At 67.3% G+C, this 17899-nt stretch carries 18 protein-coding genes and 2 tRNA genes; 16 read left to right on the top strand and 4 right to left on the bottom strand.

The window, feature by feature from the left end; genetic code table 11:
- Positions 1-3: 3 nt before the first annotated feature.
- From miaB to IE100_RS15635, 4 genes are all read right to left on the bottom strand, one after another.
- A complete protein-coding gene (miaB, locus tag IE100_RS15650; protein WP_189375486.1) occupies positions 4-1338 on the bottom strand; it encodes a tRNA (N6-isopentenyl adenosine(37)-C2)-methylthiotransferase MiaB in 1335 nt (444 codons plus the stop codon).
- A 195-nt stretch (positions 1339-1533) separates the two neighbouring features.
- Positions 1534-1610, bottom strand: a tRNA-Met gene (locus tag IE100_RS15645).
- Between the two features lie 35 nt (positions 1611-1645).
- Positions 1646-1722: transfer RNA gene (locus tag IE100_RS15640), tRNA-Met, on the bottom strand.
- A gap of 84 nt (positions 1723-1806) precedes the next feature.
- Positions 1807-2961 (bottom strand): class I SAM-dependent methyltransferase, encoded by a 1155-nt coding sequence (locus tag IE100_RS15635; RefSeq protein WP_189375483.1) that lies wholly within the window; start codon positions 2959-2961, stop codon positions 1807-1809.
- A gap of 121 nt (positions 2962-3082) precedes the next feature.
- Here IE100_RS15635 and IE100_RS15630 point away from each other — a divergent pair, with 121 nt between their 5' ends.
- The 16 genes from IE100_RS15630 to IE100_RS15555 all read left to right on the top strand — a co-directional run bounded on the left by IE100_RS15630 (position 3083) and on the right by IE100_RS15555 (position 17853).
- Positions 3083-3832, top strand: a complete 750-nt coding sequence (locus IE100_RS15630) for an SDR family oxidoreductase (protein ID WP_189375482.1) — start codon at positions 3083-3085, stop codon at positions 3830-3832.
- On the top strand, positions 3832-4227 hold the full coding sequence (locus IE100_RS15625) for a dihydroneopterin aldolase (protein ID WP_189375480.1): 396 nt from the start codon (positions 3832-3834) through the stop codon (positions 4225-4227). The genes IE100_RS15630 and IE100_RS15625 overlap by 1 nt, the downstream gene beginning before the upstream one ends.
- Before the next feature lie 85 nt (positions 4228-4312).
- Positions 4313-5308 carry a tRNA 2-thiocytidine(32) synthetase TtcA gene (gene ttcA / locus IE100_RS15620; protein WP_189375478.1) on the top strand — a complete coding sequence of 332 codons (996 nt, stop codon included), beginning with the start codon at positions 4313-4315 and terminating at the stop codon, positions 5306-5308.
- Positions 5298-6098 carry a polyamine aminopropyltransferase gene (locus tag IE100_RS15615; protein ID WP_189375476.1) on the top strand — a complete coding sequence of 267 codons (801 nt, stop codon included), beginning with the start codon at positions 5298-5300 and terminating at the stop codon, positions 6096-6098. The genes ttcA and IE100_RS15615 overlap by 11 nt, the downstream gene beginning before the upstream one ends.
- A gap of 115 nt (positions 6099-6213) precedes the next feature.
- On the top strand, positions 6214-7272 hold the full coding sequence (locus IE100_RS15610; RefSeq protein ID WP_308426772.1) for a Gfo/Idh/MocA family protein: 1059 nt from the start codon (positions 6214-6216) through the stop codon (positions 7270-7272).
- A 2-nt stretch (positions 7273-7274) separates the two neighbouring features.
- Positions 7275-7844, top strand: a complete 570-nt coding sequence (locus tag IE100_RS15605; protein WP_189375474.1) for an acyltransferase — start codon at positions 7275-7277, stop codon at positions 7842-7844.
- Between the two features lie 143 nt (positions 7845-7987).
- Positions 7988-9085, top strand: a complete 1098-nt coding sequence (locus tag IE100_RS15600) for a DegT/DnrJ/EryC1/StrS family aminotransferase (RefSeq protein ID WP_189375473.1) — start codon at positions 7988-7990, stop codon at positions 9083-9085.
- Positions 9086-10372, top strand: a complete 1287-nt coding sequence (locus IE100_RS15595; protein WP_229800418.1) for a lipopolysaccharide biosynthesis protein — start codon at positions 9086-9088, stop codon at positions 10370-10372.
- Entirely contained in the window at positions 10365-10889 is a 525-nt protein-coding gene (locus IE100_RS15590) for an acyltransferase (protein WP_189375471.1), read from the top strand. The genes IE100_RS15595 and IE100_RS15590 overlap by 8 nt, the downstream gene beginning before the upstream one ends.
- Positions 10883-12109: a DegT/DnrJ/EryC1/StrS family aminotransferase gene (locus IE100_RS15585; RefSeq protein WP_189375469.1), complete on the top strand. Its 1227-nt coding sequence runs from the start codon at positions 10883-10885 to the stop codon at positions 12107-12109. Before IE100_RS15590 ends, IE100_RS15585 begins: the two co-directional genes overlap by 7 nt.
- Positions 12106-13185, top strand: a complete 1080-nt coding sequence (locus IE100_RS15580; RefSeq protein WP_189375468.1) for a glycosyltransferase family 4 protein — start codon at positions 12106-12108, stop codon at positions 13183-13185. Before IE100_RS15585 ends, IE100_RS15580 begins: the two co-directional genes overlap by 4 nt.
- Entirely contained in the window at positions 13182-14291 is a 1110-nt protein-coding gene (locus IE100_RS15575) for a glycosyltransferase family 4 protein (RefSeq protein WP_189375466.1), read from the top strand. The genes IE100_RS15580 and IE100_RS15575 overlap by 4 nt, the downstream gene beginning before the upstream one ends.
- Before the next feature lie 27 nt (positions 14292-14318).
- Positions 14319-14756 carry a hypothetical protein gene (locus tag IE100_RS15570; protein ID WP_189375464.1) on the top strand — a complete coding sequence of 146 codons (438 nt, stop codon included), beginning with the start codon at positions 14319-14321 and terminating at the stop codon, positions 14754-14756.
- Positions 14757-14781: 25 nt separating this feature from the next.
- A complete protein-coding gene (locus IE100_RS15565) occupies positions 14782-15468 on the top strand; it encodes a DUF1345 domain-containing protein (RefSeq protein WP_229800417.1) in 687 nt (228 codons plus the stop codon).
- A 19-nt stretch (positions 15469-15487) separates the two neighbouring features.
- Complete coding sequence (locus IE100_RS15560; RefSeq protein WP_189375462.1) at positions 15488-16723, top strand: glycosyltransferase family 4 protein; 1236 nt, start codon at positions 15488-15490, stop codon at positions 16721-16723.
- A gap of 92 nt (positions 16724-16815) precedes the next feature.
- Positions 16816-17853, top strand: coding sequence for an acyltransferase family protein (locus tag IE100_RS15555; RefSeq protein WP_189375460.1), 1038 nt, complete (start codon positions 16816-16818; stop codon positions 17851-17853).
- Positions 17854-17899: the final 46 nt, after the last annotated feature.

Here is a 17899-nt window from a genome sequence, read left to right as displayed (position 1 = left end):
GATTTAGTCACTTTCCGTGAGCAGCAGTTCACCGCCCAGCGAGTGCGGGTTGGCTTCGGTAATCACCACGTCGACCAGCTGGTTGATCAGTCGCGGGTGGCCGACGAAGTTGACCACGCGGTTGTTGGCGGTACGCCCGGCCAGCATCGACGGGTCCTTCTTCGAGATGTTCTGCACCAGCACGCGCTGCACGCTGCCGAGCATGCCCTGGTTGATGCGGAAGCCTTCGGCCTCGATCACCTCGTTCAGCGCCTCCAGGCGGCGCACCTTCTCGCTGTGCGGGGTGTCGTCGGCAAGGTTGGCCGCAGGGGTGCCCGGGCGCGGGCTGTAGATGAACACGTAGCTGAAGTCGAAGGCCAGGTCCTGCACCAGTTTCAGCGTCTGCTCGAAATCGGCCCCGCTCTCGCCGGGGAAGCCGACGATGAAGTCCGACGACAGGCACAGGTCGGGGCGGATGGCGCGCAGCTTACGGATGATGGACTTGTACTCCAGTGCGGTGTAGCCGCGTTTCATCGCCATCAGCGTGCGGTCGGAGCCGCTCTGTACCGGCAGGTGCAGGTGCGAGACCAGCTTGGGCAGGCGCGCGTAGCAGTCGATGATGCGCTGGCTGAATTCGCGCGGATGACTGGTGGTGAAGCGCATGCGCTCGATGCCGGGGATCTCGTGCACGTACTCCAGCAGCAGCGCGAAGTCGGCGATCTCGCCGTCGGCCATCAGGCCGCGGTAGGCGTTGACGTTTTGGCCCAGCAGGGTGATCTCCTTCACCCCCTGCGCCGCGAGGCCCGCGATCTCGGTCAGCACGTCGTCGAACGGGCGCGACACCTCCTCGCCGCGGGTGTAGGGCACCACGCAGAACGAGCAGTACTTGGAACAGCCTTCCATCACCGACACCATCGCCGCGGCGCCGTCGACCTTGGCCGCCGGGATGTGGTCGAACTTCTCGATTTCGGGGAAGGAAATGTCGACCTGGGCGCTGCCGCTTTGCTGCCGGCTCTTGATCAGCTCCGGCAGGCGGTGCAGGGTCTGCGGCCCGAATACCACGTCGACGTAGGGCGCGCGCTTGACGATGGTGTCGCCTTCCTGCGACGCGACACAGCCGCCGACGCCGATGATCAGGTTCGGGTTGGCCTCTTTCAGCGGCCGGATGCGGCCGAGATCGGAGAACACCTTTTCCTGCGCCTTCTCGCGCACGCTGCAGGTGTTGAACAGGATCACGTCGGCGTCTTCCGGGTTTTCCGTCTTGACCATGCCTTCGCTGCTGCCGAGCACGTCGACCATCTTGTCGGAGTCGTACTCGTTCATCTGGCAACCGAACGTCTTGATGTAAACCTTTTTCATGCTGGGCACACTGTAAATGAGAAATGCCAGCAGGGGCCGCCTAAGCAAGCGGCCACGGGCTTGCGAACGGTTTTTGCTGGCAAATGAATAGCTTGCGCCGATTTTAGCACGGCTGGCAGGGCTTGGGGATGTCGCGGGCCGGACGGGTGCCGGCGCGGAAATGGAAAAAGCCAGCATTTCTGCTGGCTTTTGAACTGGTGGCGAATCAGGGACTCGAACCCCGGACCTGCGGATTATGATTCCGTCGCTCTAACCGACTGAGCTAATTCGCCGTGAGACTTTGCCGTGGCACCGTCCCGGTAAACTGTGGTGGCGAATCAGGGACTCGAACCCCGGACCTGCGGATTATGATTCCGTCGCTCTAACCGACTGAGCTAATTCGCCACATCTTGATGCCTAGGCATCAAGGCCGCTGACTATACGCAGCAGATTTCCGGGTGTCAACTATTTTTCGATGGTCCGGGCGGCTTACAGGGTGTAGCAGCGGTCGCCGCTGCTAAAGCCTATCCAGTCGATGGCGACCTGTTTGCCAAAACCGATCACCTTGAAGGTCTCCCCCATTTCCTGCGGCGACAGCAGGCGCTGCGCCGCCTTGGCTACCGGCAGGTAGTCCTTGACGTTGGCCGCATCCAGGAACGACAGCTGCTCGGTGATGCCGGCGTTGATCAGGAACTGCGCCTGGCTGAGGTAGCCGATCAGGTCGAGGCCGGCGTCGAGGCCGCTTTGCGCCACGGCGCTGAAATCCACGTGCGTGGTCAGGTCCATCAGCCCGGGCAGGTAGAACGGGTCATGGAGGGTGTGGTGGCGGTAGTGGCCGAGCAGGGTGCCCATGCTGCGTTCCGGATGGTAGTACTCGCCGGCGTTGTGGCCGTAGTCGATCATCAGGATGGCGCCGCGCGTCAGCACGCCGGCCAGGGTGTGGATGAAGGCGCGGTTGGCGAGGCTGATTTCGGTGACGTAGCCGGGGATGTCCGGCACCAGTTCGGCGGCCAGCGCGGCCAGCGCGGCATCGCCGAAGTCGCGGTCGTCGAAGCAGAAGGCGCCGTCGCGGATGGTGACGCCGCGCTGCTGCAGGCGGCCGTCCTGCCGGCGCACCACCAGCTCGCACGGCATCGCGTCCAGCACCTCGTTGCCGAGCATGATGCCGTCGAAGCTGTCCGGCAGCGCCGGCAGCCACTGCACGCGCGGCAGCAGCGCCGGGGCGAGGCGGGCGAGGGTGTCGCGCTGGCGCTCGATCAGGTCGGGCGACAGGTCGACGATGAAGTACTGCGCCGGCGCGCAGCCGAGCGCGTCCAGCGCCAGCAGCAGGTCGGCGGCGAGGCGGCCGGTGCCGGCGCCGAATTCCATGATGTTGCCGGCAGTCTGCGGCAGCAGCTCGGCCAGCTGGCGCGCCAGCGTCTGCGCGAACAGCGGCGTCAGCTCCGGCGCGGTGACGAAGTCGCCGTCGGCGCCGAACTTGCGGCTGCCGGCGGCGTAGTAGCCGAGGCCGGGCGCGTACAGCGCCTGTTGCATGAAGTGGGCGAAGGAGATCCAGCCGTCGGCCGCGGCGATGTCGGCGGCGATGCGGTGGCTGAGCGCGTGGCTGGTGGCGAGGGCGTCGGCAGAGGGTTCTGGCAGGCTCATGGCGGCTAAGATTTGTCAGTGAAATTGCCGGCGAGTATATATCATGCTGCTTTTGCGCCGTGCCGCGCGTGTGGTGCCGGCAGAGGGCGCGAGCAGCGGGAAACGGATGGCAGGAGGACGGATGAAAGTCGTGTTGATCACCGGTGGCGCCAAACGGCTGGGGCAGGCGATGGCGGAGCAATTTGCCGCCCAGGGCTGGCAGGTGTGCGTGCACTATCACCACTCGGCCGGCGATGCGGCCAACCTTGTCGCGCGCCTGCCGCAGGCGCGCAGCTACGGCCTGGACCTGTTGGCGGCGGACGCCGACTTTGCCGGCCTGATCGCGCGGGTGGTGGCCGATTGCGGTCGGCTGGACTGCGTGGTCAACAGCGCCGCGCTGTTCGAGGAGGACGGTTTCTTCGAGCTGTCGCCGGCGGCGTTCGACCGCCAGCTGGCGGTGAACTTCCGCGCGCCGCTGATGCTGGCGGCGGCGTTCGGCCAGTGGCTGCGGCAGCAGGATGCGCGCGGCAGCGTGGTCAACATCCTCGACCAGAAGCTGTTCAACCTCAATCCCGATTATTTTTCCTACACCCTGTCCAAGCTGGCGCTGAAGGAAAGCATCCGCCTGCAGGCGATGGCGGCGGCGCCCTACCTGCGCGTCAACGGCGTGGCGCCGGGGCTGACCCTGCTCAGCGGCGAGCAGACGGCGGACAACTTCGCCCGCGCGCACCGCATGACGGCGCTGGGGGAGGGCACCCGCCCGCAATCGGTGGCGGAGGCGGTGCACTTCCTGGCCGAGGCGGTGCAGATCACCGGCCAGGTGCTGACCGTGGACGACGGCCAGCACCTGCTGCCGCTGGCGCGCGACGTGATGTTCGCGGTGGAGGCGTGATGCTGGCCGAGATCTTTCTGCGCGACTTCGTGTTCGACTGCTTCATCGGCATCCACGACTTCGAGCGCGGCGTGCGCCAGCGCATGCAGCTCAACATCGTGCTGCAGGTGGCGCGCATGGTGCCGCCGCGCGACGACATCGCGCTGGTGCTGGACTACGACTACCTGCGGCTGCAGACGCTGGCGCTGGTGAAGGACCGCGTGTTCGAGACCCAGGAATACCTGCTCGGCAAGGTGGTCGACATCGCCTTCGGCCATCCGGCGGTCAGCGGCGTGCTGGTGGAAACCTGCAAGCCGGACGTGTACCCGGACAGCGCCGGCGTCGGCTGCCGCCTGCGCCTCAGCCGCGACGAGTATCAGGCGCTGCGCCGGCAGGGGGCATGGCTGGCCGATTAAGCCGGCGAACAAGGGCGGATTGTGTGGCAACGGACAGGCGTTTGACGTTAAAATCGCCTGTTTTTCAATTTCTTAGCCGTCCTCCATGTCCGACACGCTGCAACTTGCCGACGACAAGGCCAAAAAGGCCCAGTTCGAAGGCAACAAACTCACCAAACGCCTGCGCCACCACGTTGGCGACGCCATCAACGACTTCAACATGATCGAAGAGGGCGACCGCGTGATGGTCTGCCTGTCCGGCGGCAAGGACAGCTACGCGCTGCTGGACATCCTGCTGGGCCTGCAGAAGTCGGCGCCGATCGACTTCTCCATCGTGGCGGTGAACCTCGATCAGAAACAGCCGGGCTTCCCCGAGCACATCCTGCCGCAGTATCTGGAGTCCATCGGTGTCGAGTACCGCATCATCGAGGAAGACACCTACAGCATCGTCAAGCGCCTGATCCCGGAAGGCAAGACCACCTGCAGCCTGTGCTCACGCCTGCGTCGCGGCATCCTGTACCGCGTGGCCGACGAGCTGGGCGCCACCAAGATCGCGCTCGGCCACCACCGCGACGACATGCTGCACACCCTGTTCCTGAACATGTTCTACGGCGGCAAGCTGAAGGCGATGCCGCCCAAGCTGGTGTCCGACGACGGCCGCCACATGGTGATCCGCCCGCTGGCCTACTGCCGCGAGAAGGACCTGGAACGCTACGCGCAGCTGCGCGAATTCCCGATCATTCCGTGCAACCTGTGCGGCTCGCAGCCCAACCTGCAGCGCCAGGTGGTGAAGGAGATGGTCAACGACTGGGACAAGCGCTTCCCCGGCCGCGTCGAGAGCATGTTCCGCGCGCTGCAGAATGTGGTGCCATCGCACCTGGCCGATACCAAGCTGTTCGACTTCGCCGGCCTGCAAACCGGCGACAGCCCGTTCGAGGGTGGCGACACCGCCTTCGACAAGGAAGAATTCCGCGATCCGGTCGCGCTGGCGAGTTCGGACGACGAGGACGCGCCAACGTTGGCCGCAACGCCAGCCGCTCCTGCCCGGCGCACCATCAGCATCCTGGATTCGCGTCCCAAGGGAGACAGCCGTGGCGGGTAAGGCACAACACCCGTTCCGCCGCCGCGTGCGCAACAGCCAGGACGCGTTGCCGGACGTGGACATCTCCGAAAGCGGCAACATCCGTTCCTTGCACCTCGGTTCGGCCACCATCCAGAGCTCGATGGATCTCGACGATCCGGCCGACCTGGTGCTGACCTACACCCGCGCGATGATGGCCTTCCTGCTGTGGAACGACGATCCGCGCCACATCGTGCAGATCGGCCTCGGCGGCGGCTCGCTGGCGCGCTTCATCGACGAGTACCTGCCGGACGCGATCAGCGTGGCGGTGGAGATCAACCCGCAAGTGGTCGCCGTGGCGCGGGTGTTCTTCCAGCTGCCGCCGGAGGGCGACTTCTTCGAGATCGTCGAGGCCGACGGCGCCGACTACATCAAGCTGTTCCGCGGCTCCACCGACGTGATCATGGTCGACGGCTTCGACGGCCAGCAGATCGTCGCCGACCTCACCACCGAAGAATTCTTCGAGGACTGCAAGCGCGCGCTGACCGCCAACGGCGTGTTCGTCACCAACTGGTGGAGCGGCGACAAGCGCTATCACAGCTTCCTCGAACGCCTGCTGGCGGTCTTCGAAGGCTGCGTGATCGAGCTGCCGGCCGCCACCCACGGCAATATGGCGGTGTTGGCGTTCAAGCAGCCGCCCGCACTGACCGGCTGGGACGCGCTGGCGAAAAAGGCCGACGAACTGGAAGGCCGCTTCGGGCTGGAGTTCGGCGAATTCGTGAAGCGGCTGAAAGAGGCCAACCTGCACAGCAACAACCGTTTGCTGATCTGAGCGCCTGCGCGCCACGGATCCGGCCGCCTCGTGCGGCCCTTGTCTATTTTGGGCCCGCCGCCTCTGCGCGACGGGCAAAGCCTGCGGCAGCACGCCGCAGCGGGAAAGGACTGAAATGATTGCTTACGAAACCATCACCGACCGCAAGATCCGTTTCGCGCTGATCGGCTGCGGCCGCATCGCCAACAACCACTTCGGCGCGCTGGAACAGCACGCCGACCGTGCCGAGCTGACCGACGTCTGCGACACCGATCCGGCGGCGCTGGCCGCCGCGGTGGCGCGCACCGGCGCCCGTGGCCACGCCACCTTGGCCGCACTGCTCAAGGCCAGTGACGCCGACGTGATCATCCTCACCACCCCGTCCGGCCTGCACCCGCAGCAGGCGATGGACTGCTTCGCCGCCGGCTTCCACGTGATGACCGAGAAGCCGATGGCCACGCGCTGGCAGGACGGCGTGGCGATGGTGAAGGCTGCCGACCAGGCCGGCAAGCGCCTGTTCGTGGTCAAGCAGAACCGCCGCAACGCCACCCTGCAGCTGCTCAAGCGCGCGGTGAAGGAAAAGCGTTTCGGCCGCATCTACATGGTCAACGTCAACGTGTTCTGGACCCGGCCGCAGTCCTACTACGACCAGGCCGACTGGCGCGGCACCTGGGAGTACGACGGCGGCGCCTTCATGAACCAGGCCAGCCACTACGTCGACCTGCTGGACTGGATCGTCGGCCCGGTGGAGAGCATGCAGGCCTACACCGCGACCATGGAACGCGACATCGAGGTGGAAGACAGCGGCGTGGTCAGCCTGAAGTGGCGCTCCGGCGCGCTGGGCAGCATGAACGTGACCATGCTCACCTACCCGAAAAACCTGGAAGGCTCGATCACCATCCTCGGCGAGAAGGGCACCGTGCGCATCGGCGGCATGGCGGTGAACGAGATCCAGCACTGGGAGTTCGCCGAGCCGCACGCGATGGACGACGACATCAAGGCCGCCAGCTACGCCACCACCAGCGTGTACGGCTTCGGCCACCCGCTGTACTACGACAACGTGATCAACGTGATGCAGGGCCTGGCCGAGCCGGAAACCGACGGCCGCGAAGGGCTGAAGTCGCTGGAGCTGCTGGTCGGCATCTACCTGTCGGCGCGCGACGGCCGCCGCGTCAGCCTGCCGCTGGAGTACTGATCATGGCCGCCTACACCGTCCACCCCACCGCCATCGTCGACGACGGCGCGCAGATCGGCGACGACACCCGCGTCTGGCATTGGGTCCACATCTGCAGCCAGGCGCGCATCGGTGCGCGCTGCTCCTTCGGCCAGAACGTGTTCGTCGGCAACGACGTGATCATCGGCGACAACGTCAAGGTGCAGAACAACGTGTCGATCTACGACGCGGTGACGCTGGAGGACGACGTGTTCTGCGGTCCGTCCATGGTGTTCACCAACGTGAACAACCCGCGCAGCCACGTCAGCCGCAAGAACGAATACCGCCGCACGGTGGTGAAACGCGGCGCCACCATCGGTGCCAACGCCACCGTGGTCTGCGGCCACACCGTCGGCGAGTACGCCTTCATCGGTGCCGGCGCGGTGGTGACCCGCGACGTGCTGCCGTACGCGCTGATGGTCGGCACCCCGGCCAAACGCATCGGCTGGATGTGCCAGTGCGGCGAGCGTTTGCCGGACAGCATCGACCAGCACGCCTGCAGCGTCTGCGGCCAACGTTACGACATCGGCGGCAACCACTGCGCGCCGCTTTGATTATTTGATGTTGGCCACGAGTCCCACGGAAAAACACGAACAAAATCGCAAGGCCAAATGGCTGGCCTGCAGGAGCTGCCGGGCAGATCTGTCAGTTTCTTTCGTGTTTGTTGTGGGGGGCGTGGCTGAAAAGGTTTAAGCACATGTCCATCCAGTTCATCGATCTGAAAGCGCAGTACCAGCATCTCAAGGCCGACATCGACGCCCGCATCCACGCGGTGCTGGATCACGGCCAGTACATCATGGGGCCGGAGGTGAAGCAGCTGGAAGACCAGCTCGCCGCCTACACCGGCGCCCGCCACGCCATCGGCGTCTGCGACGGCACCAAGGCGCTGCTGATCGCGCTGATGGCGCTGGGCGTCAAGGCCGGCGACGAGGTGATTACCACCCCGTTCACCTTCATCGCCACCGGCGAGATGATCGCGCTCTTGGGCGCCAAGCCGGTGTTCGTCGACATCGACCCGCTCACCTACAACCTCGACCCGGCGCTGCTGGAAGCAGCGATCACGCCGCGTACCCGCGCCATCATGCCGGTCAGCCTGTACGGGCAAGTCGCGGACTTCGACGCCATCAACGCCATCGCCGCCAAGCACGGCCTGCCGGTGATCGAGGACGGCGCGCAGAGCTTCGGCGCCAGCCGGCACGGCAAGCGCTCCGGCAACCTGTGCACCATTGGCACCACCAGCTTCTTCCCGTCCAAGCCGCTGGGCTGCTACGGCGACGGCGGCGCGGTGTTCACCAACGACGACGAGCTGGCGAAGAAAATGCGCGAAATCCGCGTGCACGGCCAGGATCGCCGCTACCACCACCCGGTGATCGGCCTCAACGGCCGGCTGGACACCATCCAGGCCGCGGTACTGCTGGCCAAGCTGCCGAGCTTCCAGGACGAAGTGGTGGCCCGCGCCCGCATCGGCGCGCGCTACAGCGCATTGCTGGCCGACGTGGCACGGGTGCCGGTGATCGCACCGGGCAATAGCCACGTCTACGCGCAGTACACCATCGAGATGGACAACCGCGACGCGGTGCAGAAGGCGCTGCAGGAACTGGGGGTGCCTACCGCGGTGCACTACCCGATCCCGCTGCACCTGCAGCCGGCTTTCGCCCACCTGGGCCAGGGCGAGGGCAGCTTCCCGCTGGCCGAGGCCGCCGGCCGTCGCGTGATGAGCCTGCCGATGCACCCGTTCCTGGACGAAGCCACCCAGGACGCCATCGTCGCCGCGGTGAAGAAGGCGCTGGGCTAATTGAACGCGCTGCGTCAAAGGTTGGCCGCAGGCGGCTTCATGCGCAACGTGGCGACGCTGGCCAGCGGCGCGGCGCTGGCGCAGGCCTTGCCGCTGCTGTTCGCGCCGCTGTTGACGCGGCTGTACACGCCGGCCGATTTCGGCGTGCTGGCGGTGTTCGTCGCCTGGCTGTCCAATCTCGCGGTGATCGCCACCGCGCGTTACGACATGGCGGTGGTGCTGCCCAAGTCCGAGCCGGAGGCGGCGCGGCTGATGCTGCTGGCGCTGGCGATCAATACCGGCCTGCTGTTGCTGACCCTGCCGCTGTTCTGGCCGTGGCACGACGCCATCGCCGGCCTGCTCGGCGCGCCGCAGCTGGCGCCGTGGCTGCCGTTGCTGCCGCTGGGCGTGTGGCTGGCAGGCGCGGTGGCGGCGTGGACGGCGTGGAACAACCGCCAGCGCCGCTACGCGGCCAACGCGCAGGGGCGGGTGGTGCAGTCGCTGGGCGTGTCGCTGCTGCAAGTGGCGGCCGGCTGGTCCGGCCTCGCCGCCGGCGGGCTGATCCTGTCGCAGCTGGCCGGCCAGGCCGTCGCCCTGCTGACGCTGGCGCGTGCCGATGTCGCGGCGCGTCTGCCGTGGTTGCGCGGCCATGATCGCGGTGTGCTGCTGGCCGACGCGCGGCGTTACCGCGAATTCCCGCTGGTGAACACGCCGCACGCCTTCGTGGTGGCGTTCCAGGATTCGCTGATGCTGGCGCTGCTGTCGGCGTTGTCCGGCTCCGCCATCGTCGGCCAGTACGCGCTGGTGCTGCGGGTGCTGAAACTGCCGGCGGCGCTGGTGGGGCAGGCGGTGGCGCAGGTGGTGTTCCGCGATCTGGCCGAGGCGGCGGCGTCCGGCCGCGCGCTGTCCGGCCTGCTCAAGCGCGCGGTGCTGGTGCTGGCGGCGCTGTCGGTGGTGCCGTTCGGCGTGCTGGCGTTGTGGGGCGGGCCGCTGTTCGCGCTGCTGTTCGGCGCGCCGTGGCTGGGCGCCGGCGAGATTGCGGCCAACCTTGCGCCGTACTTCGCCGCCGCCTTCATCGTCGGTCCGGCCTTCATGGTGCCGATGGTGATCGGCCGCCAGCGCGCGTCCTTCCTGTTCGTGTTGTGCGGCGTCATCGTCAATCTGGCGGTGTTTGCCGCGGTGTATGTCGCCGGGCGCGACGCCATGCTGGCGTTCCGCGTGATGGCGGTGGTGATGACGCTCTATTTTGCGGCGTATCTGGCGTGGGTATTCCGCCTGCTGCGGCTGCGGGAAAGGTCCGATGTTTAAGCGCGTGCTGTTGTTGCTGTGGCGCCAGTGGCTGGTGTGGCGCGGTGCCCGCCTCGCCGCCTCGGCGCGGGTCAATCCCTCGGTCAGCGCGGTGCCGGCGGCCTTGCAGCTAGGCGAGCACGCGCGGCTGTACTGGGGCGGCGAGGTGCTGACGCACGGCGCCGGCCGCCTGGCGCTTGGCGCGCATAGCCATATCGCGCCGCATTTCTACTGCCTGATCGGCGGCAACCGGCTGCAGATCGGCGAGCGCGTCGCCATCGGCCCGCGCTGCCTGCTGTTCTGCCACAGCAACGCCATCCCCGCCGACGTGACGGCGACGGCGTTCGTCGACTGCCACACCGACGCCGACATCCGCATCGGCAACAACGTGTTCATCGGCGCCGGCGTCATCGTGCTGCCCGGCGCCGAGATCGGCGACAACGTGGTGGTCGCCGCCGGCAGCGTGGTCAAGGGCGCGCTGGCACCGGGCTGGCTGTACGCCGGCCAGCCGGCGAGAAAGGTGAAGGCGCTATGCTGACCGCCAATTCGCTGAGCATCTGGCAGTACCTGTCCGCCTTCCCGGCCATGCTCGCCGGCCGCCGCCATCACCGCGCCGCGCTGCGCATCGAGCTGGCGCAGCTGTTCGAGGTCGAGGTTGGCCGCATCGTGCTGTTCGACAGCGGCCGCGCCGCGTTTGCCGCGCTGTTGCGCCTGCACGGGGTGCAGGCCGGCGACGAGGTCATCGTGCCGGCGTTCACCTGCGTGGTGGTGCCCAACCAGGTGCCGCCGAGCGGCGCCACGCTGCGCTTTGTCGATGTTGGCCAGGGCAGCCTCAATTTCGACTGGCTGGCGCTGGACGCCGCCATCACGCCGCGCACCCGGGTGGTGGTGGTGCCGCACAACTTCGGCCTCGCCTGCGAGGTGCCGACCTGGCTGCGCGAAAAGCAGCGCCACGTGCGCTTTGTCGACGACGCCGCGCACGGCTTCGCCTCGCGCTGCGACGGGCAGTGGCTGGGCACCTATCACGACGGCGCCTTTTTCAGCTTCGAGTACTCGAAAAATCTCACCGGCGGCATCGGCGGCATGGCGCTGCTGCCGGCCGGTAGCGAGCTGCCGCCCGTCGTATTGCCGGAGATCCCGTGCGGCGACGAGTGGCGGCTGGCGGCGACGCTGAAGGCGCACCTGCTGGGCGCGCGCTGGCCGCTGCTGGGGCGCTTCGCGATGGCCGCGGTACGGCGGCTGGGCATGGTCTACCGCTCCGGCGACGGCGAAGTCCGCGATGGCGAGCCGCACCCGCCGCGCGCGATGCCGCTGCTGTCCGCGGTGCTGCTGCGCCGCCAGCTGCCGACGCTGGCCGCCGCCATCGCGCACAAGCAGCAACTGGCCGCCCACTACCAGCGCGCGCTGGCCGCGCTGCCGCAGCTGCAGCAATGGCCGGCGCCGGCCGGCACGCACTGGGTGCGCTACCCGTTCGCGCTGCCGTTCGCGGTGGCCGACAAGGCGGCGCTGGCGCGCCGGCTGTCCGCCGCCAGCGGCCTGAGCATCGGGGTGTGGTTCGACGACGTGATCCACCCCGCCGGCTCCTTCCGCCACGGCTACGTCGCCGGCAGCGCGCCGCACGGCGAGCGCCTGGCCGCCAGCGTGCTCAACCTGCCGATGAACATCGCGCTCAAGGCCGATGCGCGGCTAGAGCGCAAGCTGGCGCGGCTGAGCCGGGCGCTGGCCGAGCTGCTGCGCCAGCACAAGGACACGCCATGAAACTGCTGCTGATCGGCTCCGCCTCGGTCCACACCTTCCGCTACCTCGCCGGCATCGCGCCGCACGTGGACGAAATCCACCTCGTCACCAGCGGCGAGCTGCCGGCGCGCTACCATGCGGCCAACCTTGGCCGCGTGCTGCAGGTGGACTTCAGCCTCAAGGCGCTGGCCACCGCCGGCAGGATCGCCGGCCTGATAGCTGCGCTGCAGCCGGACATCGTGCACGTGCACCAGGCCAACAGCGTGGCGTGGCACGCGCGCCGCGCGCTCGCCGGCACGTCCTTGCCGTGGCTGCTGACCTGCTGGGGCTCGGACGTGCTGCTGCTGCCGCGCCAGAACCGCTTCATGAAACACCTGGTGGCGGCCAACCTTGCCGCCGCCAGCGCCGTCACCAGCGATTCGCTGCACATGGCCGCGGTGTGTCGCGAGCTGGCGCCGATTGCCCGCATGGACGTGCTGAACTTCGGCATGGACGCGCTGCCGCCGGCGCCGGACATCGCCGCCAAGCCGCTCTCCGTGCTGTCCTGCCGCCTGCACAAACCGCTATACCGTATCGACAGCATCGTGCGCGCCTGGGCCGAGGTGGAGGCCGATCCCCGCTTCGCCGGCTGGACGCTGACGGTGGCCGCCAGCGGCGAGGAGACGGAATACCTCAAAACGTTGGCCGCCAGCCTCGGTCTTGCCCGCGTCACCTTCACCGGCTTCGTGGCGCCGGAGGTGCTGGCCGGCCTGTACCGCGACGCGCGCGTGTTCGTCAGCGTGCCGAAGAGCGACGCCACCAGCATCAGCCTGCTCGAAGCGATGGGCCACGGCTGCCTGCCGGTGCTGTCCAACCTGCCGGCCAACCTGGAGTGGGTGCTGGACGGTGTCAACGGCGCCATCGTCGAGGACGTCCAACGCCTCGGCACGGCGCTGCAAGCGCAGCTGCTGCGCGCCGCCGACGACGCGCAGCTGGCGGAAGCGGTGACGCTGAACCGCCGCCTGGTGGCCGAAAAAGGCCTGCACCAACACAATATGCAACGTTTTGCCGACATCTACCGTGATTTGCTGGCGTTGCCAGAAGGAAACCGTCGATGAAAATCGCCCATCTCACCAGCGCCCACCCGCGCCACGACATCCGCATCTTCGTGAAGGAGTGCGCGAGCCTGGCCGCCGCCGGCCATGAAGTGCACCTGATCGTCGCCGACGGGCTGGGTGACGAGATCAACCGCGACGTGCGCCTGCACGACGTCGGCGCCAAATCCGGCGGCCGCCTGTCGCGCATGACCGGCACGGTGAAGCGCGTGTACGAGAAGACCCTGCAGCTGATGCCGGACGTCGCGCACTTTCACGACCCGGAGCTGATCCCCGCCGCGCTGCGCCTGCAGCAGGCCGGCATCCGCATCGTGTACGACGTGCACGAGGACGTGCCGCGCCAGGTGCTGGCCAAGCACTGGATACCGGGCGTCGCGCGACCGTGGGTGTCGCGCGGGGTGGAGACGCTGGAGGACTACGCCGCACGCCGTTTCGACGCCATCGTCGCCGCCACGCCGGTGATCCGCGAGCGCTTCGCGCGGGCCGGCGCCCGCCACGCGGTGGACGTGTGCAACTACCCGATCCTGGCCGAGCTGGTGCGCGACACGCCGTGGGCCAGCCGCCGCAACGAGGTGTGCTACCTGGGCGGCATCAGCCGCACCCGCGGCATCGAGCCCATCATCGCGGCGCTGCCGGATTCCGACACCCGGCTGAACCTCGCCGGCATCTGGAGCGAGCCGGACCTGAAGGCCGCCTTGCAGCGCGAGGCCGGCTGGAGCCGCGTCAACGACTTGGGCGTGCTCGATCGCACGGGCGTGGCCGAGGTGCTGGCGCAGAGCAAGGTCGGGCTGGTGACGCTGCTGCCGACGCCGAGCTACGTCGAGTCGCTGCCGATCAAGCTGTTCGAGTACATGGCCGCCGGCATGCCGGTGATCGCCAGCGATTTCCCGCTGTGGCGCGGCATCGTCGAGGATGCCGGCTGCGGCCTGCTGGTCGATCCGCAGGACCCGCGCGCGATCGCCGACGCCATCGCCACGCTGCTGGCCGACGACGCGCGCGCGCAGGCGATGGGCGAGGCCGGCAAGCGCGCGGTGCTGGCGAAATACAGCTGGGCGGCCGAGGCCGACAAGCTGCTGGCGCTGTACTGCCAGCTGCAGGAGACGACATGAAGCAGGTGACGACATGAAGGAGACAAAATGAACTGGCAAACCGCCCCGCAAACCCTGCTGCTGGTGTCGCTGCCGCTGGGGCTGCTGTTTACCCTGCTGCACTGGGGGCTGTACGACATGCCGCTGACGGCGGGCAATGTCGCCACCCACCTGGTGGTGGCGATGGTGTACGCGATCTGGCAACTGCGCAGCAACGCGTGGTTCGCGAAGCTGCGCGACGACGACTACGCGCGCTGGCGCCGCGTCGCCGCCGGCGGCCAGCTGCGCTTCCTGTTCGCCTACGGCCTCGCCAGCAAGGGCATGGCGCTGGCCTGCCTGATGGTGGGCATGAACTGGGCCTACAGCGGTGCGATCCCGACCTCGGAACGGCTGATGAGCGACGGCATGATCTGGTCGATACTGGGCGTGTGGTTCGCCCGCAACGACTGGAAGCGCATGCAGCGCGGCGCCGGGCTGGAACCGTGAACCGCCTGCCTGAACGGAGCCTGCGATGATGCGCCCCCGGAGCGGCCTGCCGCTGCGCCTGTTGCGCGCCCATCCGCGCCTGCTGGTCGCCATCCTGTTCGGCGTGCTGCTGGCGTGGCTGGTGCCGTGGTTCAACCCGATGCCACCGCTGACCGCCTTCCTGGTCGGCTGGAACGGCGGCGCCGGCCTCTACCTGCTGCTGGCCCTGCACATGATGCGGCAAAGCGACGGCGACAAGATCCACCGCCACGCGCTGGTGCAGGACGAGGGCCGGCGCGTGCTGCTGCTGCTGGTGGGGCTGTCGGCGCTGGTGTGCCTGCTGGCCATTGTGGTCGAGTTGTCGCTGGCACGGCAGGCGGTCGGGGTGCAGCGTCTGGGCCATATCGGGCTGGGCGGGCTGACCATCGTCACCTCGTGGCTGTTCACGCAGACCGTGTTCGCGTTGCACTACGCGCACAGCTATTTTCTGGCTCGCCATCGCCGCGAGCCGCCGGGACTGGATTTTCCCGGCCAGGAAATCCCGGATTACGGCGATTTTTTCTACTTTTCCGTGGTGATCGGCACCTCGGCACAGACCGCGGACGTCGCGCTCAGCTCGCGCGCGATGCGTCGCATCGGCACCTTGCACTGCCTGCTGTCGTTTGCCTTCAACACCACGGTGCTGGCGCTGATGATCAACATCGCCGCCGGCCTGATCTCGCTGACCCCTTAACCGAACCCGATCCGATAACGTGCGCATTCTCTACATCAACCACTACGCCGGCAGTCCGCGGCACGGCATGGAATTCCGCCCCTACTACCTGGCCCGCGAATGGGTGAAGGCCGGCCACGAAGTGCACATGCTGGCGGCCGACTACTCGCACCTGCGCCAGCACAACCCGACGCTGGCGGCCAACTACGCCGACGAGGACATCGCCGGCATCCGCTACACCTGGTGCAAGACGCCGAAGTACGAAGGCAACGGCCTGAAGCGGGTGATCAACATCTTCCGCTTCCTCGGCCGGGTGATGGGCCTGTCCGGGCGCTACCTCAAGCAATGGCGACCGGACGTGGTGATTGCCTCCTCCACCTACCCGCTGGATACCATCCCGGCGGCCTTCATTGCCGGCAAGACCGGGGCGAAGCTGGTGTACGAGGTGCACGACCTGTGGCCGCTGACACCGGTGGAAGTGGGGGGCATGAGCCCGAAGCATCCGTTCATCCGCCTGTTGCAGTGGGCGGAAGACTTCGGCTACCGCAAGGCCGATACCGTGGTATCGATGCTGCCGTGCGCCAAGGACTACATGCTGGCGCATGGCATGGCGCCGGAAAAATACGTGGTGATTCCCAATGGCGTGGACGTGGCCGAGTGGCAGGGCGCCAGCGAGCCGTTGCCGACCGAGCTCCGCATGCGTCTGGCAGAGCTGAAGGCCGACAAGCGTTTCATCGTCGGCTACGCCGGTGGCCACGGCCTGGCCAACGCGCTGGACTTCCTGCTGCAGGCGGCGAGCCAGCTGCAGCAGGATGCGGCGCAGCAGCTGCACATCGTGCTGGTGGGCGATGGCCCGGACAAGGCGGAACTGGTGAGCCAGGCGCAGGCGCTGGGGCTGAGCAACGTCACCTTCCTGCCGTCGATTGCCAAGCGCGCGGTGCCGGCTTTCCTGGCCGAGTGCGACGCGCTGTACATCGGCTGGCGCAAGCTGCCCATCTACCGTTTCGGCATCAACCCCAACAAGCTGTTCGACTACATGATGGCCGGCAAGCCGGTAGTGCATTCGGTGGCAGCCGGCAATGACATGGTGGCTGAGGCCGGCGCCGGCATCAGTGTGGGGGCGGAAGACCCGGCGGCGATTGCCGACGCGCTGCGGCGCATGGCGGCACTTACGCCGAACGAGCGCGGCCGCATGGGCGCTGCCGGCAAAGCTTACGTGCTGGCCAAGCACGACTATGCGGTGCTGGCCAAACGCTTCCTGCAAAGCATGGCGTAGCCCGGATAAGCCACCGGCGCATCCGGGGAACCGCATCCGGGGAAATGCGCCCGGAGAAAGCTTGCGGCCAACCTTTAGACAACGAGAACAGCATGAGCCAACAACACATCCGCTTCGACTTTGCCGACGGCTTGCGCGGCCTGGCCATGCTGGCCGTGGTGCTGTTCCACTACACGCAGATTTTCTGGCAGCGGCGTGATCGCATTGCCGAGGTGATGAACCTGCCACCGATCGACGGTTACCACGGTGCCTCCTTCGTGCTGCCGTTCAACCTGGGGGCGGTGGGCGTGGGGCTGTTCCTGCTGATTTCCGGGCTGCTGATTCCGCTGTCGCTCACCCGCATGGGCGCAGCGCGCTTCGCGGTATCGCGCTTCTTCCGCATCTACCCCACCTACTGGGCCGGGCTGGCGCTGACGGTTGCCGCCTTGTGGCTGGCATCCTGGCTGCCGGATGGTGAATTCGATGTCACCCGCGCCGATGTGCTGGGCCACGCCAGCATTGCCTTCCAGGACTGGCTGGGTGGACGCAACATTGATCCGGTGATGTGGACGCTGAAGGTGGAACTGTGGTTCTACGCCATGCTGGGCGCGGCATTCGCGCTTACCGGCCGGCGCATCAAGTGGGCAATCTGGCTGCTGCTGCCGCTGGTGGCGTGGTTGACACGCTTTGCTGCTCCCAACAATTTCCAGACCATCGTCTGCTACTTCCCGCTGATGTTCGCCGGCTGCTGGTTGTACTTCTACCGCACCGGCCAGGCCGGCAAGCTGGAGACGGCGGCGCACTTCATCGCGCTGCTGGCGCTGTTCGTGTGGGTTACCAACTGGGGCTCGCTGCAGCTGTATGCCAGCTACGGCATCGGCATCGTGTTGTTCCTGGCCGGCGCCTTCCGGCCGCAGCTGGTGGCCGCGCCGCTGCTCACCCGCGTGGCCGGTGTCAGTTATGCGTGGTACGTCTGCCACTCGGTAGCCGGTTACGCCATCCTGTTCGCGCTGGCACAATACGGCACCCCGTGGTGGCTGATGGTAGCCATTGCCCTGCTGGCCACCTGGTACATGGCCGTGGCCATCAACCGCCTGGTGGAATTGCCGACGCAGAAGATAGGCAAGCGCCTGGCGGACAAGCTCAAGTAACAGGTAGCCCGGATAAGCCGAAGGCGCATCCGGGGAAGATGTTGGC

Source organism: Vogesella alkaliphila (assembly GCF_014652475.1).
Classification (GTDB): Bacteria; Pseudomonadota; Gammaproteobacteria; order Burkholderiales; family Chromobacteriaceae; genus Vogesella; species Vogesella alkaliphila.
This window is presented reverse-complemented; position numbering and strand designations above follow the sequence as displayed.